Raw genomic sequence first — 24,375 nt, 5'->3', positions numbered from 1 at the left:
CCGCCCGGGCCTGGCCGGCTGTTCGTCAGCCCGTCGGGCGAGGTCTTCCGCTCGGGCGAAGGCGCGCGGCCGCTCCAGGCCTGGTTCGCGCTGGCCGATGCCGATCATGACGGGGCGATCACTTATGCCGAGCTGCGCGCCGATTTCGCCCGCGCGTTCGCCGGCTTCGACACGGACGGCGACGGCGAGATCGAGCCGGCCGACGTCGCCCGCTACGAGACCGAGATTCTGCCCGAAATGGGCCGGTTCGGCTTCCGGCCAGGCGGCGGTGCGGGGTTTGGGCCGGCCATGCGGCGAGGCCGCCTTGACCGCGATCGCCGGGGCGGCGGCGGGATGCGGCGGCGCGACGGCGGCGGGCACTGGGCGATGATGGCCGGCGCCGCGCGCTTCGGACTGTTGCCGATCACCCATCCGATCATGGACGCCGACGCGGACTTCAACCGCGGCGTCACCCGGGCCGAGTTCGACGCCGCCGCCGGCCGCCGCTTCAACCAGTTGAACGCCACCGGGAGCGGCAGGCTGACGCTGGAGGATCTGGTCTCGGCGCGGCGGCAGCTCCGCCGCGGCGATCGCGACGGGGATGACGACTAAGGCCGCTCGGGCGTCAGCGCGCGGAAGGCGTCGATCTGGCACTCGCCGCCGGCGCGGCTGCGGATCGAATCGCGGTCGGCGCAGATACGGCCGTCCGCCGTCGCGTTGACATAGAAGCCGCGATAATAATCGAGCGCCGGGCAACGGCTCTCCAGCCGCGCGCGCAACCGGCTGTTGTCGCGCAGGATCAGATCGACGCTGCTCGGGCCGAGCAGAGTGGCGCCGACGATCTGGCCGGCGGCGATGCAGCGCGGCCCGCCGCGCTCGCGCCAGCGGATCAGCGACGGCGCGGCCGCGGCGACCCGGCGCGCGCCGGTCGGCACCCGGATGATGATCTGCTGGCGCATCATGAAGCCGCGTACCTGAGGTGCCGGGGAGGCCGGGCGTGGGGCCCGCGGCCCGCCGCCGAAGGCGAGCAGAATGAAGGCGGCGGCGCCCGCTACGATGACCTGCGATCCCATTCACCCCCGCTTCCCCTCCGGCGCTTGAACACCGGATGAATTGCCGCCTCCGCCTTGCCGCCCTATTCCGGTTCGATGGCTGCCCCGTCTTCCTATCTGCTTGCGACGCTTGCCGAGCGGCTGGGGCCGAAGGGGTTTACCCGCGGTGCGGCCGATCTCGATCCCTGGCTCACCGACTGGCGCGGGCGCTGGCAGGGCGAAGCGGCGGCGATGCTGTCGCCCGCCAGCACGGAAGAGGTCGCGTTCGCGGTGCGGCTGTGCGCCGACGCGGGCGTCCCGCTGGTTCCGCAGGGCGGCAACACGTCGATGGTCGGCGGCGCGACGCCCGACGAAAGCGGCGAGGCTTTGCTGCTGTCGCTGCGGCGAATGAACCGGATCCTCTCGGTCGACGCGGAGACGAACCTCGCCGTCTGCGAGGCTGGCGTGATCCTCGCCGCGCTGCACGAAGCGGCGCTGGCGGAAGGGCGCCGATTCCCCCTGACCTTGGGTGCGAAGGGCTCGGCGACGATCGGCGGCCTCGTCTCGACCAATGCCGGCGGCACACAGGTGCTGCGGCACGGGACGATGCGACGCCTGGTGGCGGGGATCGAGGCGGTGCTGCCCGACGGCACGGTCTTCGACGGCCTCGCCGCGCTCAAGAAGGACAATCGCGGCTATGATCTCACCCAGCTGCTGATCGGCGCGGAGGGGACGCTGGGCGTGGTCACCGCGGCCAGCCTGAAGCTTGTCCCGGCGATCGGCGCGCGCGCCGTCGCCTGGATCGGCGTCGCGGACCCGGCGGCGGCGATGAAACTGCTCCGCCATCTGGAAGCCACGCAGCGCGAGGCGATCGAGAGCTTCGAGCTGGTGCCGAGGAACGCGCTCGATCTCGTGCTCGCTCATGTCCCCGGAACCCGCCCGCCGCTGGCCGAGCCGGCGCCGTGGAACGTGCTCGTCGAGGCGGTGGCGCCGATGGCGATGCCGGGTCCGGAACCGCTGCTCTACGACGGGCTGGGCTCGGCGCATGCGGCCGGGCTGATCCTCGACGCTACGATCGCCGCCAGCGAGGCACAGGCGGAGGAGTTCTGGCGGCTGCGCGATTCGATCTCGGAGGCGGAGCGGCGGGATGGCCCGGCGGTGAAGCACGACATCTCGGTCGCCGCCGCCGACATGCCGCGTTTCGTCGTCGAGGGCGGGGCGGCCGTCGAGGCGCGCTTTCCCGGCACCGGCATCATCGCCTTCGGTCATCTTGGCGACGGCAACATCCACTTCAACGTCCGCGCGCCCGAGGGCGCCGGCCCGGAATGGGTCGAGAGCGAGGGGATCGCGGTCAGCCGCTTGGTCCACGATCTCGTCACCGCCGCCGGCGGCTCGATCTCGGCCGAGCACGGCATCGGCCAGATGAAGGTCGCCGAGCTCGCCCGGCTCGGCGGCGCCGCGCGGATCGGCGCATTACGCGCGATCAAGCAGGCACTCGACCCCAGGGGGATCATGAACCCCGGCAAGCTCGTCCCCGCTTTGGACGCGTCTCAGGACAGGCTTGCGGAAAGCCGGCCGCCGCAATAGACGGGCGACCACATTTCGCGGCCGTGGATGCAACCCGGCCCAAAAACCCCGCACGGAGACATGATCATGGCGACTCAGCCGCCGCCCGGTTTGCCGATTTTCTACAAGGACCTCGTGCCGCTGCAGAGCAATCTGCACGGGAAATTCAAGACGCGCCCGGCCGATTCGGCGCTCTATTTCGCCGGCCAGCATGCGATCCCGCTCACCGCCGACGAGTTCATCCACGCCCAGCGCTCCTGCCCGATCGTCTTCTCGGCCGGTGAGAATCCGGTGCCTTTGGCGTTGATGGGGCTGAACGAGGGGGTGAACGTCTTCATCGACGACGAGGGCAAGGCACGCAACCCGTTCTACGTGCCGGCCTATGTCCGCCGCTACCCGTTCATGCTCGCCCGGCTGACGCCTAACGCGCAGGAGCTGTCGCTCTGCTTCGATCCTGAAAGCGGGCTGGTCGGCGAGTATAAGAAGGAAGGCAACCCGCTGTTCGAGGACGACAAGCCGACCCAGAACCTCAACGACATCCTCAAATTCTGCGAGGATTTCGAGATGGCCGCGCAGCGCACCGCCGGCCTGATGAACGAATTGAAGGCGCTCGACCTGCTCATGGACGGCGAGGTCTCGATCCAGCCGCAGGGCAGCGAGCAGCCGTTCATCTATCGCGGCTTCCAGATGGTCTCGGAGGAGAAGCTCCGCGACCTGCACGGCGATCAGCTCAGGAAGCTCAACCAGAACGGCATATTGCCGCTGATCTTCGCCCACATCTTCTCGCTGTCGCAGATGAGCGATCTCTTCGCCGCCCAGATGGCGCAGGGCAAGGTGCCGGCCGGCGCCGAAGCCGCGCCCGCCGAGACCCCAGCGGAGGCCTGAGCGGGCCGCGCCTTTCGGCCCCGAAAAAGGGTTGAAGGCGGGAGATCAGTCCCTATCTGAAACCCAGGGCCGCCGTATTCCCCCCTTTGCGGCGCCCCGAGCCGGGCGTCCCATCCCCCCGGGACGCCCGAAGCTCCCTGAACCTGGCCGCCCCGCGAGCAATCGCGGGGCGGTTTTTGCTTATTCCGCCGCCACCGCCAGGTCCGGGCCCAGCAGGCGCGTTTCCAGGGCGGCGGCGATGGCGGCGATGAGCTCGGCGGCGGGGGCGAAGCCGCGGCCGGGGTTTTCCAGCGTGACGTCGAGATAGGCCGAGCGGCAGAGCTCGATCTGGAGCGCGTGGATGTGGCGGGCCGGGCGGCCGTGGCGCTCGACGATATGGCCGCCGGCATAAGGCGCGTTGGCGCGGGCGCGCCAGCCGGCGAGGCGGGCGACGGCGAGCGCCTCCGCCATGAACGGCGCCGCGCAGGCGGTGCCGTGCCTATCCCCGAACACGATCTGCGGGCCCGCCTCGCCGCCCGGCTCGCGCCGCGGCGGCATCGAATGGACATCGAGCAGCAAGGCGCCGCCGAAGCGCGCCCGCGCCGCCGCGAGCGCCGCGGCCAGAGCGGCATGATAGGGCCGGTGGATCTCGTCGAGGCGCCGCTCCAGCTCGGCCGCCGGGATGCGCTGGCGCCAGATCGCGCCGGAGCCGTTGATTCGCGACGGGATCAGGCCGAGCCCGCCGCGGGCGCGGGCGGTCGGCCTGCCGGCGAGCGGCGGCGGGGGCGCGATCAGGGCCGGATCGATCTCGCTCTCCTCGCGGTTGAGATCGATCTCGGCGCGGGGCGCCTGGGCGAGGAAGGCGACGGCGCCATGCTCGACGGCGCGCCAGACGAGGCGATCGACGAGCCGGTCCTCGAGGCTTTCCAGCACCGAGCGGTGCAGCCGCGACGCGGCGAGAAGCGCATGCGAATAGGCCCGGCCGGCATGGGGCACGGAGATGACGATCGGCGATTCGGGCCGATCGGGACCGATCCTGATGAAGGGGGGCGGGGGCTCGGCGTCGGTCATGGGCTGGCCTCAAGTAGACCCGGCATGGGACAGGCGCAACGGATCGCCGCAGGGCGTCTGGCGTTGCCGCCAAGCTTCGCGCATAAAGAATCGGCGAGGGATTTTTGTTGCCGCGATTTCCGAGCCGCCGAGTGCGCGCACTCGGCTCGAAATCGCTCTTGGGGCCGAGGACGACATGCTGCGTATCCTGCTGGCGGAAGACGATGAGGCGATGCGGGTCTATCTCGCCCGCGCGCTGGAGCGGGTCGGCTATAAGGTGACCGCGGTGGACAATGGCGCCGTGGCACTGCCGCTGCTGACCGACGAGCCGTTCGACCTTTTGCTCACCGACATCGTGATGCCGGAAATGGACGGCATCGAGCTCGCCCAGAAGGCGGCCGAGGTGGCGCCCGGGATCCGGGTGATGTTCATCACCGGCTTTTCCGCCGTGGCGCTGAAGGCGGGGCGGAAATCGCCCGACGCCAAGGTGCTCTCCAAGCCCTTCCACCTCAAGGATTTGGTCGCCGAGGTGGAGCGGATGTTCCAGTCCGAGGATCAGCACGGGCGGCTTTAGGGGCGTGGACGCGCTGACCTGGTTCGGCCTTGCCGCCGTCACCCTCATGCTGATTTGCTACGCGATGGAGAGCCGATCCCATTGGTGGATTCTGGGCTTCGCCGGAGCTTGCGTTCTCGGGTCGGCCTACGGGTTTCTGCAAGGCGCATGGCCGTTCGGGGTGATCGAGGCGATCTGGGCCGGGGTCGCCGCACGGCGATGGCATGTGCGATGGGCGGCGGGAAAGGCCGTCACCTAAGAGCCGGCGGCGCCCATGCGGGGCCGGGGCGGAGCCCGAGCATCAGCGCGCTATGGCGGGAAAGCCACAGGGATCTTGCGGATTTGCGGGGCGCCGGAACCGAAGCCCATGAGACGCATTGTCCGGGCGTCGATTGCGACCCGGGGGGCTCGATGCCGAAACCACGCGACGCCGGCGGCGATGAAGGCCGCGCCCGCCTCGCCCATTTGTGCGAAGGCGCTTTGATCGCGCTGCTGTCCGAACGGGCGGCGGCCGGACCGGAGGATTGCCGCCGTCTCGACGGCCAGATCGAGACCTATCGCGACATGCTGCGCCGGATGCGCTCGACGCACCAGGCACCGGGCCCCGGGCTGGCGCGGCGGTCTTGCGCCGCATCGGGCCGCTCGCTACATGCGCGCCTCGTTTCGAGTTCGGGCCCGGGTGGATCGGGTCCGGTGGGCGTGTAGCTCAGTGGTAGAGCACTGTGTTGACATCGCAGGGGTCGCAAGTTCAATCCTTGCCACGCCCACCATTTTTCCTTTTAAAAATCAGTAAGTTCCCCTCGATTGGGGCCGGCGACACAGGGCCTGACTGGTTCATATGAACCTGTTAGCAGCGGCGCCCGCTTGGCGGACATTTCCCGCGCAACCGACCGATGTGCCCAGGCCATTAAAATCATACAGAAAATGGTGCCCAGAAGAGGACTCGAACCTCCACGCCCTTGCGAGCGCCAGCACCTGAAGCTGGTGCGTCTACCAATTCCGCCATCTGGGCACGGGGTAGGCGGCGCGAGTTAGGCGGCCCCCCCCGCCTTGTCAACGCGGCCCCTCGGCGTCAGTGCCGCAGAGCTTCCATTTGTCAGGGATTTAGCCTCGCTCCGTTGGTGAAGCCGGTGAGAGCGAGGCGTTGCCCGGAGACCTTGAGCCACGCCGCGACCAGCGCCGTGTAGAGCGCCAGCCCCGCGGCAAGCGCGAGCGCCGGAGCCGGAATGGCCAGCGCTGCCGCCGCGGCAACGCCCGCCGCCGCCAGCGGCCCGGCGAGATGGGCATGCGGCACCGGCATGCCGAACCGCCAATGCAGCACCGCGAAGCGCAGCGCGGAGCGCAGCGCATAAGCGGTGAGCAAGGCGAAGGCGGCACCGGTGATGTCGAACGAAGGGATCAGCAAGAGCGCGGCGACGATCCCGGCGGCGATGCTCGCCAGCGTGAGAGCGAGGCCGATCCGCGGCTTCAGATAGACGAAGACCAGATCGCCGATGCCGAGCGCCGATTGCAGCACCTCAGCCGCGCCGAGGATGACCAGCGCCCAATATCCCGCCTCGAAGCCCGGCCCGAGCCAGGCCAGGAGCGGCCGCCCGATCGCCAGCATCGCGATCAAGAGCGGCAGCTGGACGACCAGGATCAGCCGCGACGCCGAGGCGAGCGCGTCGGCCGCCCCCGCCGCCCCGTCGCGCCCGATCGTCTTCGAGACGGCGGGCACGAGCAGCGAATCGAAGCTCTGCCAGACCTGGCGCACCGGCGTCGCCACCTGCCGCGCGACACCGTAGTTGCCGGCCGGCTCGGCGCCCAGCAGCAAGCCGACGAGATAGAGATCGGCACGGGTGTAAAGCGCGTTCAGGAAATCATTGGTGCTGTTCGCCGCCGCGCCCCGGGCGATGGCGCCTAGCCCGGCGCGAATCGGGCGGTAGCTCGCCAGAGCGAGCCCCGGATAATGAAGCACCGTGCCCCAGACGGCGTAAGCGAGCGCGGCGATCGTGCCGCACCAATAGCCGGCCGCGAGACCATATTCCGCCAATCCCAGCTGGAAGGCGGCGGTCGCGCCGAGGGCGAGGAACCAGGGCTCGAGCAGCGACCGGCTTATCACCTCGTAGCGCACCTTGTTCCGCCAGCGGGCCGCGGCGATGAACAGGTCGAGCAGCGCCTGCCCGGCGACCATCGGGGCGAGCAGGACGAGCGCCGCCGCCACGTCCGACGGGGCGAAGAGCAATGCGGCGCCCGCGATCAGCAGTGCCAGCGCCAGCGACACCGCGGTCACCAGCAAAGCCGCGTCGACGACGATATGGCCGAGCGGCCGGTCCTGCGTCTCCGCCGCGCGATCGAGCAAGGGATAGAGCGTCTTCTTGGTCGCCAGCCCGCCGATGGCGACCGCAAGCTCGACCAGGGCGGCGGCGATGACAAAGGCGCCGTAGAGGTGGGCGCCGTAGAGCCGCGCCGCGACGAACAGGAAGATCAGCCGCCCGCCGAAGCGCAGCAGGAAGCCCGCGGCATTGGCCACAGCGCCGCGCATGATGGTGCGGCCCGGATCCTCGCCCAAGTTCATGGCGGCCCTTGTATCGGTCGCGATTCGCGATGACTAACCTCCCCATGCCGGGCCCGCCGCCAGAGCCGTTCCTGTCCGATCCGCGGCCGGTGGTGCTCGTGTTCCGCGCGCCGGTGTTCAACGCGTCGGAGACGTTCGTGCGGGCGCAGGCGGCCGGGCTGGTCCGTTATCAGCCGCTGGTCGTCGGGCGCGAAGCCAAGGGCCATGTCCCGCCCGGGCTGGCTGGCCGGGTGCTGATCCGGCCGGACGTCGAACGATTGCGCGCCTTCCGGCCGGTGCTGGTCCACGCCCATTTCGCGACCGACGGCCTCGGCGCGCTGCCGCTTGCCGCCGCTCTGGGCGTGCCGCTGGTGACCACCTTGCACGGTTATGACGTTCACCGTTCGCGCGCCGCCCTGCTCGGCTCGGGGCGTCTGTCCTGGGTGCGCTACGCGCTCTTCCAGCGCCGGCTGCAGGCGCGCGGCGACCTGTTCCTGGCCGTTTCCAACGCGCTGCGCCGACGGGCGATCGCGCAGGGCTTTCCGGCGGAGCGGACCTTCACCCACTATAACGGGGTCGATCTTCGCCGTTTCCGCCCGGGCGCGGGTGGCGACGGCGTGACGATCCTGCACGTCGGCCGGCTGGTCGAGAAAAAGGGGACGGCGGTCCTGTTGCGCGCCTTTGCGAGGATCAGGACCGCGCATCCTCGGGCCCGGCTCGCGATCGTCGGCGACGGCCCGCTGCGCCCGCAGCTCGAGCGGCTTGCCGGCGAACTGGCCTTGAATCGATCCGTCACCTTTTGGGGAGCGCTGAATTCCGACGAAGTCGCGGCGCAGATGCGCCAAGTGGCGCTGCTCGCCGCGCCGAGCCTCACCGCGCGCGATGGCGACGCGGAGGGCCTGCCCCAAACCATCATCGAGGCGATGGCGTCGGGCCTGCCGGTCGTCGCCAGCGATCATTCCGGCAATCCCGAGGCAGTGGAGGACCAGCAAACCGGCTTTCTCATTCCCGAGCAGGACAGCGAAGCGCTCGCGGCGCGCCTCGATCTGCTGCTCGACTCGGCGGCAACGCGGACGGCGATGGGTCGGGCAGCGCGGCAGCTGGTGGAGGCGCGATTCGACCTCGCTCGCCAGACGGCGCGCCTCGAGGCGCTCTACGACGGACTGCGCGGCCAGATGCGATCCTGACGCACCAGATAGTCGTTGAACCGGCGTTGGAGGTCGGCCGCGTCGAGCAGTCGACGGGCGAGCTCGGAACGCTGTGCGGCGAGGTCGCGGCGCTGGAGCCAGTCGGACCAGTCATAGAGGCGCGGCCGGCCGTCCGAATGATCGGTAACGGCGCTCCAGCCACCCTGCTCGGCGAGCAGCGACTCGCGGAAGCCGAAGCGTACCGGGCGGCCCGGCCTGATGCTCAGCAAGCTGTGACCCTGCCAGGGATTCGCTTCCCTGAGGCCGATCAGATCGGCGATCGTCGGCGCGATATCGAGGATCGTCACCAGCGCGTCGTGGCGCCCGGCGGGCAGCCGCGGATGGGGACCGACGATCAGCAGCGGCACCCAGACCGATTCGCGGTAGAGGGTGTAGCCGCCGGGGGCGCCGCCATGCTCGCCCAGATTATAGCCATGGTCGCCGATGATCACGATCAGGGTTCGCGCGAACCAGGGCTCGCTGCGCAGCCCCTCGATCAGCTCGCGCACGACGTCGTCGGTGTGGCGGGTGGTGTTGAGGATGCGCTGCTGCGGCGTGTCATGGCCGGCGATGTCGAGCGCGGGCTCCGGCGAGCGGAACGGATGATGGTTGCTTGCTGAGAACAGGGTGGCGAAAAAGGGCTGCCCGCTGCGGCCGAGCGTGCGGATGCGGGTCGCCGCCTCGCGGAAGACTTCGCGGTCGCGCTGGCCGATATCCGGGTATCGCCACAACGTATCAAACCAGCGGCGAATCCAGAACGTGCTGTTCTCCATGTCGGTGTCGGAGGCGCTGAACATCTCGGCGCGGTAACCGTGCCTGCGAAGCGCGTCGGGCAGGCAGTAGAGCGCGGCATGGGTGTTGGCGGTGATGAAGCGGCGCGAAGTGGGCGCGAGCGAGCACAGGCCGGCGAAGATGCCGTTGATGCTCGGCGGGCCAAGGCTGAGCGCGCGGGAATATACGGCCGCATCGGCGCGCCCCGCAAGCGCATCGAGATAGGGCGTTGGAGAGGGGCTGTGGCCGGAGCCAAGATGGCCCACATCGACGCCGCGCAACGTCTCGAGCTGGATCAGGATCAGGTTCCAGCGGTCGGCCGGCAGCGGGCGCGCCGGATCGCGCGGAACGCGCAGGAACGGATACGCCGGATCGGGAAAACGCCAGTTCGAATCGCTCGATCCAGCCTGCCATTCCGCCGCCCACATGCGCGAGAAGGCAGTGACGTCGCCGGGCGGGCTATGGTCTTCGTAGGTACGCGCCCAGTCCCTAACTAGCGCGAACAACGCCGGCTCCAGCCGCGTCAGCCGGAACTCGGCCCGCGCGAGCGACCAGCCGATGAGGCCGGTTGTGAGCGGCAGAACCAGAATCGCGGCCGCGACCCAGGCAGGACGGCGCGGCGGCCGCTTGCGCAGCCTCCGGCGCGCCATGCGGATAGCCCACCACAAGTAGAGCGCCGGGGCGAGCAGGCAGAGCAATGGCGCGATGAAGGGGCCGCCCCGGTCGGCGGCGAGGATCGAGAGCAGAAACGGATCGGCGACCGTCGTCGGCTCGCCATAGGCCGCGACGAAGCTGGGGCCGAAACGCAGGCCGAGAAAGCGGTAAAGCTCGTGGTCGAAGGCGGTGAGCAACAGGTTCGCCGCCATCAGGCCGGCCAGTGCCCAGTGGCCGAGCGCCCACCGCCGGCCCGACAATGAGCGGCTGTAGCAAAGCAGCCAAATCAGGAAGAAAGGGAGCGAGACCAGCCAGATCGCCAGCAGGTCATAGACTAGCGGCCGGATGATGTAGGCGTGCCATTCGAGCAGGAACGGGCCGCCATAAGGCGACGGCCGCAGATAGGTGAGGAAATGGAGGATGGCACAGCCGATCCAGGCGCCGGTCGCCAGCCGCCAGGCGACGGCATAATGGTCCGCGCCCGCCGGGGCCGCGGCTTGCATATCGGCAGCGGGCGCGGCCGCTGGTGGGGCGGGTGACGACAAGGCCGGGCATGTTATGGAGCGGCGATGCGGCTTGTCTATCCCCTGCTCTGGTCGCGGCCCGACCGGAAGGCGTGTCGGGCGCAGACGATGGCGACGGCGGCGGCGCTGGCGCGGCGGGGCGTCGAGGTGACCTTGCTGATGCCGCGGGGCGAGGGCGATCCGGCGCTTACTTCGGGAGATCTGCGCGACTATTTCGGCGTTCGCGGCGATTTCGCCGTCGTCCAGCGCCGAAGCCGCTGGGCCGGCGAGAAATTGTTCCCCAGCCTGATGTGGCTGCGCCAGGTGTTCCGCGATCCGCTGATGGGCGCGGCCGATCTCCTCTATGCGCGCGCGCCGGCCTTGCTGGGGCTGGGCGGGCGGCCTCCGATCCGCTTCGCGGTCGACCATTACCGGCCGTGGCCCGACGATTGGCCCGCCATCCGGCCGCTCGTCCGCCGGACCGCGCGGCAGCGCAAATGCCTGGGCCTCGTCCTCCATTCCGACCATGCGGCCGCCGCCTATCGGCGCGCGGGGGTCCCGCCGGCCAAGCTGCTCGTGGCCCATAACGGCGCCGATCCTCCGACGGCCGAGCCGCCGCAAAGGGACGCGGCGCGCATGGGGCTGGGCCTGCCCTCCGGCCGCGCGATCGCCGCTTATGCGGGACGCGTGAACGCGCAGAAGGGGCTGGATCAGCTGCTCGCGCTCGCCGACCTGCGGCCGGAAATGTTGTTCCTGCTGATCGGCTCGGAAGGCGAGGGGGAGATCGAGGCCGCGGCGCGGGTGCGGGCGAACGTCAGGGTCGTGCCGTGGCAGGCCCCGGGGGACCTGCCGGCCTGGCTGGCGGCGGCGGACGCGCTGATCGTGCCGGCCTCGCGCGCGCCGCTCGACCGGTTTCGCAATTGCGTGCTGCCGCTCAAGCTGTTCGCCTATTTCGCCGCCGGCCGGCCGATCCTCGCCCCGGTCGCGCCAGACACACAGGAGCTGCTCCGCGACGGGGAGAACGCGTTGCTCGTCCCGCCCGGCGAGCCCGCCGCCGCGGCGCTGGCGCTCGACCGGATCCTGAACGAGCCCGGCCTGGCCGGCCGGTTGAGCGAGGGCGCGCAAGAATCGGCGCGCGGGCTGACCTGGGACCGGCGGGCGGAGAAGATCGAGGCGTTCCTCGACGCGCGGCTCAGAGCGCCCTGATCTCGGCGATGAGCCGGCGCTCCATGCTCTTGTGGTGGACGATCGAGACGACGAGGATGAGGTTCAGCACGACGAGCGTCGTCAGGAAATAATAGGCCGGGCTGCCGAGCGCGATGCTGGCCGCGATGATCAGGGTCTTGGGATTGGCGCCCAGGCATTTTTCCAGCGCCAGCGAGGCGCCGGAACGGGCGCGGACCAGAGCGCGGATGCGGGCCGCCTTTTCAGGTCCGGCGGCGCTCAACGCCTCGTCGATCGGGTTCGCGCTGGGGCTCATCCGATCGGAGAGCCAGACATAGCCGACCGCCCAGAAGCCGAACCAGCGGGTGAACCAGTTCGCCCGCTTGAACACCTCGTCGCCCGCCTCGGCGGCGCGGCGAAGCCAGGAGCGGCCGTAGACGCGCCAGGCGTAAAGCCGCCGCTGCGTCTCGGCATGGTTGGTCTGCAGGACATGGCTGCCGCCGGCGCTCCAGGCCAGCACCCAGGCCCAGCCGCCCAGCGTGTCGTCCAGCCGGAAGGCGAAGGCGAAATACATGAACACATTGCCGAAATAATCGCAGACGCCGTCGACCAGCTCGCCGGTCGCCGAGGCCTTGCCGGTCATCCGCGCAAGATCGCCGTCGGCGCCGTCCACGATATGCCAGGCGATCATGAAGCCGAGGCCGGCGAGCGCGTTGATCGGCCAGGCCAGGCTGAGAAAGGCCCAGGTCGCGAGCACGAGCGAAACGGCGCTGCCCACCGAGACCAGGTTCGGCGATACCCCGGTCGGCGCCAGCCACCGTGCCAGCCGCGCCGCCAGCGGATGGTAGAGATACATGTTGAGCGGGTCCTGGAGCTCGCGCGGCCGCTCTTCGCTCAGGGCGCAGGCGGCAGACTTGGTCATAAACCGGCCTCCTTTCCGCGCGACACATGAAGCCGCGGCCGCTTTGCGGTAGGGGGGCCAATGTTGGAAGGCGGAAAATTGCCGGCCGGGACCGGCTTCGCATCGGCGGGGGACGCGGACCGGCGCATCGCCGGCGTCGCCGCCGCCGCGCGCGCGGTGAAGCGGCTTGCCGACGATGGCGCCGGGCAGGTCCGGCTGCTTGTCGGCGATGGCATCCTCGCGCCGGCCACGCTGGCCGATATCGAACGTGTGCGTGGCGATGCCGAAGTTGTCGTCGAAACGGGACAGGCACCGCACCTCCCGCTGCTCACCGCCTGGGAAATCATGCGCGCGACCGGCAAGCCGGGCGACGGCCTCGTCTCGCGCTGGCTCAATCGGCCGATCTCGCGGCGGATCAGCTGGCTGCTGCTCCTCATCCCGGCCCTGCGGCCGATCCACATCACCGCCTTCAATGCGCTGCTCGCCCCGCTGATGCTTGCCGTCCTGGCCTTCGGCGGCCATGCTGGGCTGATCGCCGGCGGCATCCTGTTTCACCTCGCTTCCGTACTCGACGGCGTCGACGGCGAGATGGCCCGGGCGACGTTCCGGACGACGCCGCGGGGCGCGACGCTCGACAGCGCGGTCGACATGGCGACCAACTTCTGCTTCCTGCTCGGCTTCACGATCAACCTCTGGCAGCGCGACGGCGCGGTGATCGGATCGCTCGGAATCTGGTCGATCGCGGCGATGCTGATCGGCAATGCCCTGATCGCACGGCGGGCCCGGGCCGGCGGCGCGCCGCTCGGCTATGACCTGCTCAAGCGCTCGGGCCGGATCGAGGGCACGGTCGATCTTGTCTACTGGCTCGTCCAGACGCTCAGCAGCCGCGACTGCTTCGCCTTCCTGTTCATGGTGCTGATCCTGGTCGGGCTCGAATGGGTCGCGCTCTTCATCTTTGCCGGCGTCGCAGCGATCTGGTTCCCCTATGTGCTGATCACCATGCTGCCGCGCCCGGCCGGCGCCTCGCGCGAGGCGGACGCTTGACTTTTGGGGCCTTCGGCGGGACCGTCACACGGTTGTAACGCGCACGAAGCGGCGTTCGGACGTTTGAGGATTCATGACCAAGATCAAGGTGGCGATTGTCGGCGTGGGCAATTGCGCGAGCTCTCTCGTGCAAGGGCGCTATTTCTATGACGGGCGCAAGGCCCCGACCGGCCTGATCCACGAGCGCATCGGCGGCTACGCGATCGCCGACATCACCTTCGTCGCCGCCTTCGATGTCGACGCCCGCAAGGTCGGCAAGGACCTGGGCGAAGCGATCTTCGCGCACCCCAATTGCACCACGATCTTCCACAAGGACGTGCCGGTGACGGGCGTCGCCGTCCGCATGGGCCGGGTGCTGGACGGCGTCGCCGAGCATATGGAAGGGCAGGGCGAGCGCGGCTTCGTCCGCGCCGAGGCTCCGCAAGCGAGCCAGGCCGATATCGTCGCGGCGCTCAAGGAATCGAAGGCCGAGGTGCTGGTCAATTTCCTGCCCGTCGGCTCGGAGCAGGCGACCCGCTTCTACATGGAATGCGCGCTCGAGGCCGGGGTGGCGGTGGTGAACTGCATGCCGGTCTTCATCGCCAGCGACCCCAAATGGGAGCGCCGCTTCGCCGAGCGCCGCATTCCGATCATCGGCGACGACATCAAGGCGCAATTGGGCGCGACGATCGTCCACCGCGTCCTCTCCAGCCTGTTCCGGGCGCGCGGCGTCGCCTACGACCGGACCTACCAGCTCAATACCGGCGGCAATACCGACTTCATGAACATGCTGGACCGGAACCGGCTGGCCTCGAAGAAGGAATCGAAGACCGACGCGGTGCAATCGACCCTCGCCGAGCCGCTCGGCGCCGACGACATCCATATCGGGCCGAGCGACTACATTCCCTGGCTCAACGACAACAAGCTGTGCTTCCTGCGCATGGAAGGCGCCCTGTTCGGCGACGTGCCGATGAACCTGGAGCTGCGCCTCTCGGTGGAAGACAGCCCGAACAGCGCCGGGGTGGTGGTGGACGCGATCCGCTGCTGCAAGGTCGCGCTCGACCGCGGCGTCGGCGGCATGCTGGTCGGACCATCCGCCTATTTCTGCAAGCATCCGCCGCAGCAGTTCAGCGACGACGTCGCCGCCCAGCTGACCGACGAGTTCATCGCCGGCGAGGCGATCGCGGCCGAATGAACTGCCTGATCCTCGCCGCCGGCCATGGCAGCCGGCTGCGCGAGGTGTCCGCTTCCAAGCCGCTGACGCCGCTCGCCGGCCGGCCGCTGATCGCGCATGTGATCGACGCGGCAATGGCGGCGGGCGCGACCACGTCTACAATCGTCACCGGGCATGAGGCGGCGCGGGTCGAGGCGTTCCTCGCCGGGCTGGATGTGCCGGTCGATTGCGTCCGGCTTGACGACTGGGACAGGCCCAACGGGCATTCGGTGGTGGCGGGCGCGACCAAGATCGACGGCGACTATCTGCTGCTGATGTCGGATCATCTGTTCGACCCGGAGATCGCCAGGCGCACGGTCGCCTCGGGGCGGGCGAGCGGGGCCGCGCTGACGCTGGCGGTCGACCGCGACTGGCGGCGCGACTCGCTCGATCTCGACGACGCGACCAAGGTGGCGCTCGACGGCGACCGGATCGTCGCCATCGGCAAGACGCTCGATCGTTTCGACGCGGTCGATACCGGCATCTTTCATGCGACGCCGGCCTTGGCGATCGCGATCCGTGACGCGATCGCTTTGGGCAAAGCGGGGTCGCTGTCGGACGGCGTGCAGCGCCTGGCGGTCGCGGGTCAGGCCCAGGTGGCCGACGCCACTGGCCTGTTCTGGCTCGACGTCGACGATCCCATCGCGCTGGCCAAGGCCGAGGCGCATTTCGCTACGGGTAGCGCAGCCTGACGCTGGTGTGGAAGCCGTCGCGCGGCACCGCCAGCCGTACCGAGCGGAAGCGGGGCAGGCCGAACAGGGTCGGCGCATCGTTGGAGAAGCCGTAGCCTTCCGCCGGCAGGCCGATCATCGTCCGGTCGAAGCGGCGGTCGGCATTGGCGTCGTGATAGACCGCGAGGCCGTAAATGCCGGGCGCGGGGACGTGGATGCAGACCCGCGTCACTCCGGCGCGCGCCGGCACCCGGCCGACATAGAGCGAGCCGCGCCGGGCGAGAAAGCGGCTGGAATCGTCGGCATAGAGGGTGACGGCGATCAGCCCCTGCGCGGCGCGCACGCCCGAGACCGTGACGAACAGCCGCGTCGCGCTCGGCCGCCCGGTGCAATCCTGGGCAAGCGCCGGCGTGGTAGAAAACGCCAGCAAGGCAAGCGGCGCGAGCCGCCGAAACATTCGCATGATCCCGCCGGAAATGGTCAGGCGACGGCCTCGTGCGCGCGGCGGACGGCGTCAATCCTCGCCTCCTGCCGCGCTTCCTTCTCGACCGCGGCCTCGCCGCCGCGGGTCTCATGGAACAGGTCCAGGGCGGCGAGCTCGTTATGTGCGAGCGGCCGGGTGGCGAGGTCGGTATATTCGTAGCGGGCGGGATCGGCGACGATCCGCTTCAGCAGCGCCTTGCCGCGCCGGAAGCCGCGCCAGTAATTCCACGCCTTGCGCAGGCTCTCGGCCGCGAACTTCGGATAGAAGAGCAGGGCCGGCTCGCGCTTCATCGTCGGCCGGCGGGACTTGCGGCGCTTGCGGCGGATCACGCCGCCTTCCAGCGTGTGCACGCCCTCGTTCGCGTAAAGCAGCCTGAACTCGACCATATATTGCAGCGCCTTCTTCGGCCGCCCGCCCTGGAGGCGCGCGTGGCGCCGGGTCACCGTCTCCATATGCTCCCAGGTGAAATAGGCGTCCCAGGCGGCCCTATAGGCGCCCTCCCATTCCGCGTCGGACATCGTGTCGTGGTGCGAGACGCGGTGGTGCAGGTCGTATTTGTTGAGGTCCGGGTCCATCCAGACGCCGGCGCGGTGCAGCTTCTGATGGTCCTCCGAGCCCGGGAGCGGGGTCAGGAAGAAGAATTCGACGATGTCGACCGGCAGCTCGCGCTTGATGATCTCGATGTCGCGAAGGATCGTTTCCTTGGTGTCGCCGGGGAAGCCCAATATGTAGCCGGCGATCGTGAACACGCCGCGCTCGTGCCAGAGTTGGAAGAGGTGGCGATATTCGGTGATCTTGTTCTGGCGCTTGTTGGCGGCGAGCAGACTGTCCGGGTTGATATTCTCCAGCCCCACGAAGGCGCGCATCACCCCGGCCCGTTTCGCCTTGTCGATGAAATTGGGGATGCGGTGGCAGAGCGTATCGACCTGGATGGTGAGGTTGGCCTTCAGCCCTTCCTCCTGGTTCAATTTGATCAGCCGGTCGAAGAAGGCCTCCCAGTCCCGGTTCCGGGCGAGATTGTCGTCGGTGATGAAGAAGGCCTTGATCCCCTGCGCCAGGTTCTCGCGGATGATCGCTTCCAGGTCGTCGGCGGTGCGGAAGCGACTCTTGCGGCCCTGGACGTTGATGATCGTGCAGAAGCTGCACTGGAACGGACAGCCGCGGCCGAGGTCGAAGCTCGACCATTGGCCGGAATTGCGCTGCAGCGACTCCTTCGGCATCCAGGGGACGGGGACGCCGGCGATGTTCGGCAGGTCCTTCAGATAATTGTAGACCGGCTTCAATTCGCCGTTCCAGGCGTCGCGCATCACCTCGTCGAGCCGGCCCTCCTCGGCCTCGCCGGCGAACAGCGAGCAGCCGATGTCGAGCGCCTCCTGAATCTCCGGCGGGATTTCCTTGAGCATCGACAGGCAGCCGGAGACGTGGAAGCCGCCGATCACCACCGGCAGGCCCGCGGCGCGGAATTCGCGGGCGAGATCGAGCGCATGGTGGAACTGGTTCGACTGCACGCCGACCAGGCCGATCAGCGCCCGCCCGCCGCGCCGCTTGAGGTCCCGCACGATCTTCGCCGGCACGACATGCTGGTTGCACTCGTCGATCGGGATCAGGTTGAAATCGACCCCGGGCCCCAGCACCCGGCGCGCGTCGGCGTCGCGGGCGAGGCCATTCAATGCGGCAAGCGAGTTGGAGGGCAGGATCGTCCGCCACCAGACGATCGGATAGCCGTCGTCGTCATAATGCGACGGCTTGATCATCACGAAATGGAAGGTTTCGCGTCCCTCCGCCATGACGGGAGCATAAACGGTTCGGCGGCTTATGCCATGCGCTTATGGTTGCGGCGCTCACGCATCTGTGTTATAACGCGCGTATGAACATGGAGCTCAAGATCAAGAGGATCGGCAATTCGGCGGGCGTGATCCTGCCGAAGGAGTTGCTGGCGCACCTCGACGCCAGCATCGGCGACACGGTCGCGGTCAGCAGAACGCCCCGCGGCATCGAGCTGGCCCCGCCCGACGCGGATTTCGACGTCCAGATGGCTGCCGCCCGCGAGGTCATGGAGCGGCGCAAGCGCGCGTTGCGCGAACTGGCGAAATAGACCGGTGGCCGAGAGCTGGATCTGGGTCACCGTCGCGGTGGCGAAGGCGGCGCATGCCGAGCAGCTCGCCGAGCATGGCGGGGGTGAGGGTGTGCGCGATGAAGGGCTGCTGGAAAGCGCAATGGCCCGGCCGCTCAATCTCGCCGCTTATGGCGGGCCGGACGCCGCCGAGTTGGCCGCCGCTTATGCCTTTGGCCTGGCCCGCAATCATCCGTTCGTGGACGGCAACAAGCGCACCGCGGCGGTGGTGAGCGAGACCTTCCTCGTCCTCAACGGCCGCGCGCTGGAGGCGACGGACGCCGAGGTGGTGGTGGCGTTTCTCGCGCTCGCCGCCGGCGAACTCAGCGAGGCGGAGCTGGCGGACTGGTTTCGGGAGCGGCTCGCGGCGAGCGACGCCTAGCCAAGCCGCGCCGCATGCCAGCGCAGATGATCGGCCATGAAGGTCGAGATGAAATAATAGCTGTGGTCGTAACCGGGCTGCATTCGGAGCGTCAGCGGGATGCCGGCGGCGTCGCAGGCGGCGTGGAGCAAGCCGGGCCTCAGTTGCTCGGCCAGGAAATTGTCCGCCTCGCCCTGGTCGACCAGCAGTTCCGGCACGCGGGCGCCGTCCTCGATCAGCGCGACCGCGTCGTAAGAGCGCCAGCTCGCCCGGTCCGGTCCCAGGTATCGGGAGAAGGCTTTCTCGCCCCACGGCACCTGGGACGGCGCGACGATCGGCGCGAAGGCGGAGACGGCGCGGTAGCGGCCGGGATGGCGGAGCGCGAGGGTGAGCGCGCCATGGCCGCCCATCGAATGGCCCATGATTCCCTGCCGTTCCATGTCGGCAGGGAAGTTGGCCGCGACGATCTCCGGCAATTCCTCGGCGATGTAGGAGGCCATGCGATAATTTGCCGCATAGGGCTCCTGCGTCGCATCGACATAGAAGCCGGCGCCCTGGCCGAAATCCCAGGCCTCGTCGTCCGGCACATCCGCTCCGCGCGGCGATGTGTCCGGCGCGACGAAGATCAGGCCCAGCTCGGCGCAGGCGGCACGATACTCGCCTTTCTCCATGACATTGGCATGGGTGCAGGTGAGGCCGGAAAGATACCAGACTGCCGGCAGCAGCGCCGCGCCGGCGTCGAACGCCTGAGGCGGCAGGAAGACCGAGAAGTTCATGTCCGTGCCCGTCGCGCGGCTCTGATGCCGCCAGACCTGCTGCACGCCGCCATGGCTCTTTGCGGAGGAGAGGGTTTCGAGGGTCATTGCGGGGCGGCTTAGGCGAGCCAGCCTGTTCCGTCATGCTGAACTTGGTTCAGCATCCATTCCGGAGCTTCCGAGGCGCTTGCGGCATGGACCCTGGAACAAGTTCAGGGTGACGATAGCGGAAAAAGCACGTGGCCATTTTCCTACATGCGTCCATATCGGTTAAAGGTCGCTCTCCGTTTAAACCAACAGGAGGGCATTATGGATATTGATTCGATGATCGAAGAGCTGATCGACCGCGAGGGCGACTATGTGAACCATCCGGCCGATCGGGGCGGGCCGACGCGCTGGGGGATCACCGAGGCGGTGGCGCGCGCGCACGGCTATCGCGGCGACATGCGGGCGCTGCCGCGCGCCGAGGCGGCGTCGGTCTATCGGCGCATCTACTGGCTGCGGCCGGGCTTCGACCGGGTTGCCGAGCGCGCGCCGAAGGTCGCGGCGGAATCGTTCGACACGGCCGTGAATATGGGCCCCGAGACCGCGGTCGGCTTTCTTCAGCGGGCGCTGAACGCACTCAACCGCAATGGGCGGGACTATGCCGACATCATGGTCGACCGGCGGATCGGGCCGGCGACGCTCGGCGCGCTCGGCGGTTTCCTCGCGGCGCGCGGCGCAGCGGGTGAGGCGGTGCTGGTCAGGGCGCTCGATGCGCTGCAGGGCGAGCGCTACGTCGGGCTCGCGGAGGCGCGGCCGGCGAACGAAGCGTTCCTCTACGGCTGGCTGGCGAATCGGCTGGGTTGAAGGTCGATGGCGGCTGTCGGAGTTGTCAGGTTTACCGCGCTCAACGCCGCTTGCGCAGCACGAGGCTCGGCCATTCGCCGCGGTCGATCCGCGCGACGGGGCGCAGGCCGCGTCGGGCATAAGCGGCCGTCACTCGCTCCGCCTGCCGGTCGAGCAAACCGGCGAGGATCAGGCGCCCGCCCGGCGCCAGCGCGCCGGAAATGTCCGGCGCCAGCTCGATCAGCGGCCCGGCGAGGATGTTGGCGATGATCAGGTCGTAAGGCGCGCGGACGATCAGGCGGCGATGGTCGAGCCCGGCGGCCACGGCGAGCTCGCATTGACCGGGCCCGCGGCCGACGGGCACGCCATTGATCGCCGCATTCTCGGCCGCGACCTCGATCGCCACCGGATCGACATCGGAGGCGATTGCCCGGGCGCTCGGCCAGAGCCGGAGCGCGGCGAAGGCGAGCAGGCCGGTGCCGGTGCCGATGTCGGCGATCTGGCCGAACACGGCGCCCCTGGCCTTCAGCCGGTCGAGCGCGATCAGGCAGCCGGTCGTCGTCTCGTGCTGGCCGGTGCCGAAAGCGCGGCCGGCGTCGATCTCGAAGGCGATCGAGTGGGCGGGAACCTCGTCTCGATGCGCCGGCGTATGGACGAAGAAGCGCCCGGCCCGGATCGGCTCCAGCCCGGCCTGCGAGAGGGTGAGCCAGTCCGCGTCGCCGAGCCGTTCGATAGTCGGTTTCTCAAGGGCGCTCGGCGCGAGCGCGGCGATGGCGGCGAGGTCGGCCTTGCCTGGCTTCGCCTCGAAATAGCCGTCGAGGCGCCAGCCGCCGCCTGTCTCCTCGCCGGTCACCAGGGTCGGCGGCGCGTCGAGCGCGGCGAACGGGCCGATGTCCGCCGCGAGCGCCTCCGCCTCGACGCGGGTGCAGGGCAGGGAGACGCGCCAGGTCAGCGCACGAAACTCGCGCCGTTGACGTCGATCACCGCGCCGGTGGCCGATGCCGGCGCGTCGAGGGCGAACCAGCGCACCGTCTCGGCGATCTCGTCGGTGGTCGCGGGGCGGCCGATCGGCAGGTCGCCGAGCGCCGCGATCCCGCCCCGGCTGGCAATATAGTCCTCGACCATGCCGGTGACGGTGAAGCCCGGGCAGACGGTGAACGCGTAGATGCCCTCGCCGGCATAGCCGCGGGCGATCGTCTTGGTCATCGCGATCATGCCCGCCTTGGACGCGGCGTAATGCCAGTGATCGGGCGAGTCGCCGCGATAGCCGGCCCGGCTGGCGACATTGACGATCCGCCCGCCGCCGCCGCGTTGGCGGAAGTGAAGCACGGCGAGACGGCAGAGGTCCGCCGCCGCGCGCAGGTTGATCCTGAGCGTGCGTTCCCAGTGCGCCGCCCATTCGGCATCGCCGTCGCCGATCGGCGCCGCCTCGAACACGCCCGCATTGTTGACCAGCACATCGATCCGCCCGTCGAGCGCCGCCATCGCCTCCCACCAGAGCGCGGTCGCGCCCTCGGGGTCGGCGAGGTCGGCGGCGATCCTGCCGTCGCCGCCGGCGCTGCTGTGACCGATGACGCGATGGCCTTTCAGCCCCGCGACGATCGATGCGCCGATGCCCCGGTTCGCGCCAGTGACAAGGATGTGGGGGGGATCCGACATGGCGCGGCGCATAAGCCGCGCCGGAAACGAAAGCTAGGCGGCGAAGGTCTGGACGAAGCGGCCGGTGGTGGTCTTGAACTGCTTCATCTGCTCGTCGACCTCGGAGAAATTCTTCTCCACCTCGTCGATCTCGCTCGCCACCGCCTCGGTGTCGGCGCGGATCGCGGCGATCGTCGAGGACATCGAGTCCGCCGCGAGCGCGGTCTCGTCGACCGCGGCGGTGATCATCGTCACCGTCTGCGCCTGGGTCTCCATCGCCTTGCGGATGCGGTCGGCGCTGGACTGCACCTCCTCGACGGTGGACCGGATCGAATCGTTCGACTCGACAGTCTGGCGGGTGGCGGACTGGATGGCGCTGATCTTCGCCGCGATGTCGTCGGTCGCTCGCGCGGTCTGGTTGGCGAGGCTCTTCACCTCCTGCGCCACGACCGCGAAGCCGCGGCCCGCGTCGCCGGCGCGGGCGGCCTCGATGGTGGCATTGAGCGCGAGCAGATTGGTCTGGCCGGCAATGTCGCGGATGAGGCCGAGGATCGATTCGATCGCCTCCACCTGGGCGGAGAGCGCTTTCGATACGCCGACCGCCTGCTGCGATTGCTCGCCGGCGCGGCTGGCGACGTCGGCGGCGACCTCGACCTCGCTGCGCGCCTCCTCGATCGCCATGATCAGGCCGGCGGCGGTCTGCGCCGCCTCGCGCATCGCGACCGCCGATTGCTCGGCCGCGGCGGCGACTTCGCTGGTCTTGCCGAGCATGCCGCGCGCCGCCTCGCTCGCCTCGGCCGCCTGCTCGCGCATCCGCCGGCTGTTGCTGGCGCTGCGCTCGACGACGCTGACGATCTCCTTGTTGAACTCGGTGCCCTGGGCGCTGCGCCGCTCGCGCTCGGCCTGGGTGCGCAGCACGTCGTGATGGGATGCGAAGACGTCGATCTCGAGCGCGGTGAGCGCCGTCGTCGCGCGGACCAGCCGCGAGGCGCGCTCGGGGTCGTCGGGCAACGCTTTTACGATCGCGTCCTGCACGGCCTGGCCGCAGGCGGTGATGCCGGAATAGAGCGTGGTGAGCGAGATGTTCGCCTGGGTCGCCTGCTCGACATAGCCGCGCGTCATATCGACCCAGCGGGGATCGGCGAGGGCGCCATGCTTGGCCTCGATATGCGGGATGATCCGGTCGGTCAGCTGCTCGGTCTTGTCGGCGCCGATCGGCCGGTCGATCTCGTCGGACTTGGCGTAGCGCTCCCAGTAAGCGCGGGCGATGGTCCGCTTCCCGGGCTCGACCAGCGCCCAGATCTCGCGGCACTCCTCTTCCAGCCGGCCGTTCGTGTCGAACAGCCTGATCCGCCGCCGCAGATCGGCCTCGTCCCGCTGCCTGTCGTCGCCGGCCATGCTGTTTTCGTCCTCGCGCCAAGGAAATTTGGGTCGCGACAGTGCTAGCCCGCGATTGGTTAAATTCCTGTTGACCAAGGCGGCGCGAAACGCCGCAGCCGGGCGCTTGCAACGTCCGGCGTTCGGCCTAAAAGCGCGGAGCGAACTGGGGAGCCTCGCCAAGGACATGCATCGCAATCCTGCCCGGCCGCTGTCGCCGCATCTCAGCATCTGGCGCTGGGGCCCGCATATGGCGGTCTCGATCCTGCACCGGATGACCGGCGCCGGGCTTGCCATATTCGGGCTGGCGCTGCTGGTCTGGTGGCTGGTCGCGGCGGCGAGCGGCGCCGTTTCCTATGAATATTTCGCCGGCTGGGCGACCTGGCGCTGGTCGCTGATCTTCTGGGTGCCGCTGACCTGGGCCTTCTGGATGAAGTCGCTGGGCGGCCTTCGTCACCTCGTCATGGACATCGGCGCCGGCTTCGAGCTTCGCACCAACCGGATGTGGGCGATGCTGGTCATGATCCTGTCGGTCCTGCTCACCGCCGCGACCTGGGGTGCGATCGTGGTCTGGAAGCTGGCATGACGATGGAAACGCCGCTCCGCCAGGCCCGCGGCCTCGGCTCCGCCCGCACCGGCGCGCATCACTGGTGGCTGGAACGGCTGAGCTCGGTTTCCACGCTCCTCCTCTTGGTCTGGTTCGTCGCCTCGCTCTGGCGGCTCCCGGCCTATGACCATGGCACGATCGTCCAGTGGCTCGGCAGCCCGCTCGCCGCGGTGCCGATGATCCTGCTCATCCTCTCGACCTTCTGGCATGCGCGCATGGGCCTGATCGTCGCCATCGAGGATTATGAGCATGGCGGCTCCCGGCTGCTGCTCGTCGTCCTCGTCAACTTCCTCGCCATCCTCGGCGCGGCGCTCGCCATCTTCGCCGTGCTCAAGATCGCCTTTGCCGGGACCCCAGCCTGATGGCCGACGCCTACAAGATCATCGATCATGCCTATGACGTCGTCGTCGTCGGCGCCGGCGGCTCTGGGCTGCGCGCGACGATGGGCGCGGCCCAGGCGGGCCTCAGGACCGCCAACATCACCAAGGTTTTCCCGACCCGCAGCCACACCGTCGCCGCGCAGGGCGGCATCTCGGCCAGCCTCGG

General features: G+C 69.2%; 28 protein-coding genes and 2 tRNA genes. 18 read left to right on the top strand and 12 right to left on the bottom strand.

What is annotated here, in order from left to right; translation table 11 throughout:
- A partial coding sequence (locus ACT4N3_RS08860; RefSeq protein WP_444854855.1) for an EF-hand domain-containing protein occupies positions 1 to 591 on the top strand: 591 nt, incomplete at its 5' end.
- Here ACT4N3_RS08860 and ACT4N3_RS08855 read toward each other — a convergent pair.
- Complete coding sequence (locus tag ACT4N3_RS08855; RefSeq protein ID WP_444854854.1) at positions 588 to 1,052, bottom strand: hypothetical protein; 465 nt, start codon at positions 1,050 to 1,052, stop codon at positions 588 to 590. The two genes, ACT4N3_RS08860 and ACT4N3_RS08855, sit on opposite strands and share 4 nt — an antisense overlap.
- Before the next feature lie 75 nt (positions 1,053 to 1,127).
- Between ACT4N3_RS08855 and ACT4N3_RS08850 the strand changes: the two genes are divergently transcribed.
- Positions 1,128 to 2,597, top strand: coding sequence for an FAD-binding oxidoreductase (locus tag ACT4N3_RS08850; RefSeq protein WP_444854853.1), 1,470 nt, complete (start codon positions 1,128 to 1,130; stop codon positions 2,595 to 2,597).
- A 66-nt stretch (positions 2,598 to 2,663) separates the two neighbouring features.
- Positions 2,664 to 3,461 (top strand): SapC family protein, encoded by a 798-nt coding sequence (locus ACT4N3_RS08845; RefSeq protein ID WP_444854852.1) that lies wholly within the window; start codon positions 2,664 to 2,666, stop codon positions 3,459 to 3,461.
- 180 nt (positions 3,462 to 3,641) lie between these two features.
- On the opposite strand, the gene ACT4N3_RS08840 is transcribed toward ACT4N3_RS08845, so the two are convergent.
- Positions 3,642 to 4,511 carry an N-formylglutamate amidohydrolase gene (locus ACT4N3_RS08840; RefSeq protein ID WP_444854851.1) on the bottom strand — a complete coding sequence of 290 codons (870 nt, stop codon included), beginning with the start codon at positions 4,509 to 4,511 and terminating at the stop codon, positions 3,642 to 3,644.
- A gap of 175 nt (positions 4,512 to 4,686) precedes the next feature.
- Between ACT4N3_RS08840 and cpdR the strand changes: the two genes are divergently transcribed.
- The 4 genes from cpdR (at position 4,687) to ACT4N3_RS08820 (ending at position 5,813) form a co-directional block, all read left to right on the top strand.
- Positions 4,687 to 5,064, top strand: coding sequence for a cell cycle two-component system response regulator CpdR (cpdR, locus tag ACT4N3_RS08835; protein WP_444854850.1), 378 nt, complete (start codon positions 4,687 to 4,689; stop codon positions 5,062 to 5,064).
- A gap of 4 nt (positions 5,065 to 5,068) precedes the next feature.
- Positions 5,069 to 5,302 (top strand): hypothetical protein, encoded by a 234-nt coding sequence (locus ACT4N3_RS08830; protein ID WP_444854849.1) that lies wholly within the window; start codon positions 5,069 to 5,071, stop codon positions 5,300 to 5,302.
- 152 nt (positions 5,303 to 5,454) lie between these two features.
- Positions 5,455 to 5,748, top strand: a complete 294-nt coding sequence (locus tag ACT4N3_RS08825; RefSeq protein ID WP_444854848.1) for a hypothetical protein — start codon at positions 5,455 to 5,457, stop codon at positions 5,746 to 5,748.
- Positions 5,739 to 5,813: transfer RNA gene (locus ACT4N3_RS08820), tRNA-Val, on the top strand. The genes ACT4N3_RS08825 and ACT4N3_RS08820 overlap by 10 nt, the downstream gene beginning before the upstream one ends.
- 155 nt (positions 5,814 to 5,968) lie before the next feature.
- Here ACT4N3_RS08820 and ACT4N3_RS08815 read toward each other — a convergent pair.
- Both ACT4N3_RS08815 and ACT4N3_RS08810 read right to left on the bottom strand, forming a co-directional pair.
- Positions 5,969 to 6,055 (bottom strand) — tRNA-Leu (locus ACT4N3_RS08815).
- Between the two features lie 84 nt (positions 6,056 to 6,139).
- Complete coding sequence (locus ACT4N3_RS08810) at positions 6,140 to 7,600, bottom strand: lipopolysaccharide biosynthesis protein (RefSeq protein WP_444854847.1); 1,461 nt, start codon at positions 7,598 to 7,600, stop codon at positions 6,140 to 6,142.
- Positions 7,601 to 7,629: 29 nt separating this feature from the next.
- On the opposite strand from ACT4N3_RS08810, the gene ACT4N3_RS08805 reads away from it, so the two are divergent.
- On the top strand, positions 7,630 to 8,766 hold the full coding sequence (locus tag ACT4N3_RS08805; protein WP_444854846.1) for a glycosyltransferase: 1,137 nt from the start codon (positions 7,630 to 7,632) through the stop codon (positions 8,764 to 8,766).
- Here the strand turns inward: ACT4N3_RS08805 and ACT4N3_RS08800 are convergent.
- Entirely contained in the window at positions 8,733 to 10,694 is a 1,962-nt protein-coding gene (locus ACT4N3_RS08800; protein WP_444854845.1) for an LTA synthase family protein, read from the bottom strand. The two genes, ACT4N3_RS08805 and ACT4N3_RS08800, sit on opposite strands and share 34 nt — an antisense overlap.
- 66 nt (positions 10,695 to 10,760) lie before the next feature.
- Here ACT4N3_RS08800 and ACT4N3_RS08795 point away from each other — a divergent pair, with 66 nt between their 5' ends.
- Positions 10,761 to 11,900, top strand: a complete 1,140-nt coding sequence (locus tag ACT4N3_RS08795) for a glycosyltransferase (protein WP_444854844.1) — start codon at positions 10,761 to 10,763, stop codon at positions 11,898 to 11,900.
- On the opposite strand, the gene ACT4N3_RS08790 is transcribed toward ACT4N3_RS08795, so the two are convergent.
- Positions 11,887 to 12,780 (bottom strand): CDP-alcohol phosphatidyltransferase family protein, encoded by an 894-nt coding sequence (locus ACT4N3_RS08790; RefSeq protein ID WP_444854843.1) that lies wholly within the window; start codon positions 12,778 to 12,780, stop codon positions 11,887 to 11,889. The two genes, ACT4N3_RS08795 and ACT4N3_RS08790, sit on opposite strands and share 14 nt — an antisense overlap.
- Positions 12,781 to 12,840: 60 nt before the next feature.
- Between ACT4N3_RS08790 and ACT4N3_RS08785 the strand changes: the two genes are divergently transcribed.
- The 3 genes from ACT4N3_RS08785 (at position 12,841) to ACT4N3_RS08775 (ending at position 15,687) form a co-directional block, all read left to right on the top strand.
- Positions 12,841 to 13,803 carry a CDP-alcohol phosphatidyltransferase family protein gene (locus ACT4N3_RS08785; RefSeq protein ID WP_444854842.1) on the top strand — a complete coding sequence of 321 codons (963 nt, stop codon included), beginning with the start codon at positions 12,841 to 12,843 and terminating at the stop codon, positions 13,801 to 13,803.
- A 73-nt stretch (positions 13,804 to 13,876) separates the two neighbouring features.
- Complete coding sequence (locus ACT4N3_RS08780) at positions 13,877 to 14,977, top strand: inositol-3-phosphate synthase (protein ID WP_444854841.1); 1,101 nt, start codon at positions 13,877 to 13,879, stop codon at positions 14,975 to 14,977.
- Positions 14,974 to 15,687: a phosphocholine cytidylyltransferase family protein gene (locus ACT4N3_RS08775; protein ID WP_444854840.1), complete on the top strand. Its 714-nt coding sequence runs from the start codon at positions 14,974 to 14,976 to the stop codon at positions 15,685 to 15,687. Before ACT4N3_RS08780 ends, ACT4N3_RS08775 begins: the two co-directional genes overlap by 4 nt.
- On the opposite strand, the gene ACT4N3_RS08770 is transcribed toward ACT4N3_RS08775, so the two are convergent.
- Together ACT4N3_RS08770 and ACT4N3_RS08765 are read right to left on the bottom strand one after the other, a co-directional pair.
- The gene (locus ACT4N3_RS08770; RefSeq protein WP_444854839.1) at positions 15,668 to 16,123 is read right to left on the bottom strand and encodes a DUF2141 domain-containing protein; all 456 of its coding nucleotides are present in this window, start codon (positions 16,121 to 16,123) and stop codon (positions 15,668 to 15,670) included. The genes ACT4N3_RS08775 and ACT4N3_RS08770 overlap by 20 nt on opposite strands.
- A 23-nt stretch (positions 16,124 to 16,146) precedes the next feature.
- Positions 16,147 to 17,937, bottom strand: a complete 1,791-nt coding sequence (locus tag ACT4N3_RS08765) for a B12-binding domain-containing radical SAM protein (protein WP_444854838.1) — start codon at positions 17,935 to 17,937, stop codon at positions 16,147 to 16,149.
- An 80-nt stretch (positions 17,938 to 18,017) separates the two neighbouring features.
- On the opposite strand from ACT4N3_RS08765, the gene ACT4N3_RS08760 reads away from it, so the two are divergent.
- Both ACT4N3_RS08760 and ACT4N3_RS08755 read left to right on the top strand, forming a co-directional pair.
- A complete protein-coding gene (locus tag ACT4N3_RS08760) occupies positions 18,018 to 18,245 on the top strand; it encodes an AbrB/MazE/SpoVT family DNA-binding domain-containing protein (protein ID WP_444854856.1) in 228 nt (75 codons plus the stop codon).
- A 4-nt stretch (positions 18,246 to 18,249) separates the two neighbouring features.
- Entirely contained in the window at positions 18,250 to 18,645 is a 396-nt protein-coding gene (locus ACT4N3_RS08755) for a type II toxin-antitoxin system death-on-curing family toxin (protein WP_444854837.1), read from the top strand.
- Here the strand turns inward: ACT4N3_RS08755 and fghA are convergent.
- On the bottom strand, positions 18,642 to 19,487 hold the full coding sequence (gene fghA / locus ACT4N3_RS08750) for an S-formylglutathione hydrolase (RefSeq protein ID WP_444854836.1): 846 nt from the start codon (positions 19,485 to 19,487) through the stop codon (positions 18,642 to 18,644). The genes ACT4N3_RS08755 and fghA overlap by 4 nt on opposite strands.
- A gap of 201 nt (positions 19,488 to 19,688) precedes the next feature.
- Here fghA and ACT4N3_RS08745 point away from each other — a divergent pair, with 201 nt between their 5' ends.
- Complete coding sequence (locus ACT4N3_RS08745; protein WP_444854835.1) at positions 19,689 to 20,228, top strand: glycoside hydrolase family 108 protein; 540 nt, start codon at positions 19,689 to 19,691, stop codon at positions 20,226 to 20,228.
- A 40-nt stretch (positions 20,229 to 20,268) separates the two neighbouring features.
- On the opposite strand, the gene ACT4N3_RS08740 is transcribed toward ACT4N3_RS08745, so the two are convergent.
- From ACT4N3_RS08740 to ACT4N3_RS08730, 3 genes are all read right to left on the bottom strand, one after another.
- Positions 20,269 to 21,060: a 50S ribosomal protein L11 methyltransferase gene (locus ACT4N3_RS08740; protein WP_444854834.1), complete on the bottom strand. Its 792-nt coding sequence runs from the start codon at positions 21,058 to 21,060 to the stop codon at positions 20,269 to 20,271.
- Positions 21,061 to 21,155: 95 nt separating this feature from the next.
- A complete protein-coding gene (locus tag ACT4N3_RS08735; RefSeq protein ID WP_444854833.1) occupies positions 21,156 to 21,866 on the bottom strand; it encodes an SDR family NAD(P)-dependent oxidoreductase in 711 nt (236 codons plus the stop codon).
- A gap of 33 nt (positions 21,867 to 21,899) precedes the next feature.
- Positions 21,900 to 23,243 (bottom strand): methyl-accepting chemotaxis protein, encoded by a 1,344-nt coding sequence (locus ACT4N3_RS08730; protein ID WP_444854832.1) that lies wholly within the window; start codon positions 23,241 to 23,243, stop codon positions 21,900 to 21,902.
- 166 nt (positions 23,244 to 23,409) lie between these two features.
- Between ACT4N3_RS08730 and sdhC the strand changes: the two genes are divergently transcribed.
- The 3 genes from sdhC to ACT4N3_RS08715 all read left to right on the top strand — a co-directional run.
- On the top strand, positions 23,410 to 23,808 hold the full coding sequence (gene sdhC, locus ACT4N3_RS08725; protein WP_444854831.1) for a succinate dehydrogenase, cytochrome b556 subunit: 399 nt from the start codon (positions 23,410 to 23,412) through the stop codon (positions 23,806 to 23,808).
- A complete protein-coding gene (gene sdhD / locus ACT4N3_RS08720) occupies positions 23,805 to 24,191 on the top strand; it encodes a succinate dehydrogenase, hydrophobic membrane anchor protein (RefSeq protein ID WP_444854830.1) in 387 nt (128 codons plus the stop codon). Before sdhC ends, sdhD begins: the two co-directional genes overlap by 4 nt.
- Positions 24,191 to 24,375: FAD-binding protein (locus ACT4N3_RS08715; protein ID WP_444854829.1), on the top strand; the 185-nt coding region annotated here is incomplete at its 3' end. The genes sdhD and ACT4N3_RS08715, both read left to right, overlap by 1 nt.

The organism is Sphingosinicella sp. (assembly GCF_052388015.1).
GTDB lineage: Bacteria > Pseudomonadota > Alphaproteobacteria > Sphingomonadales > Sphingomonadaceae > Allosphingosinicella.
The sequence above is the reverse complement of the archived record's forward strand: the minus strand, read 5'-3'. Positions and strand labels throughout refer to the sequence as shown.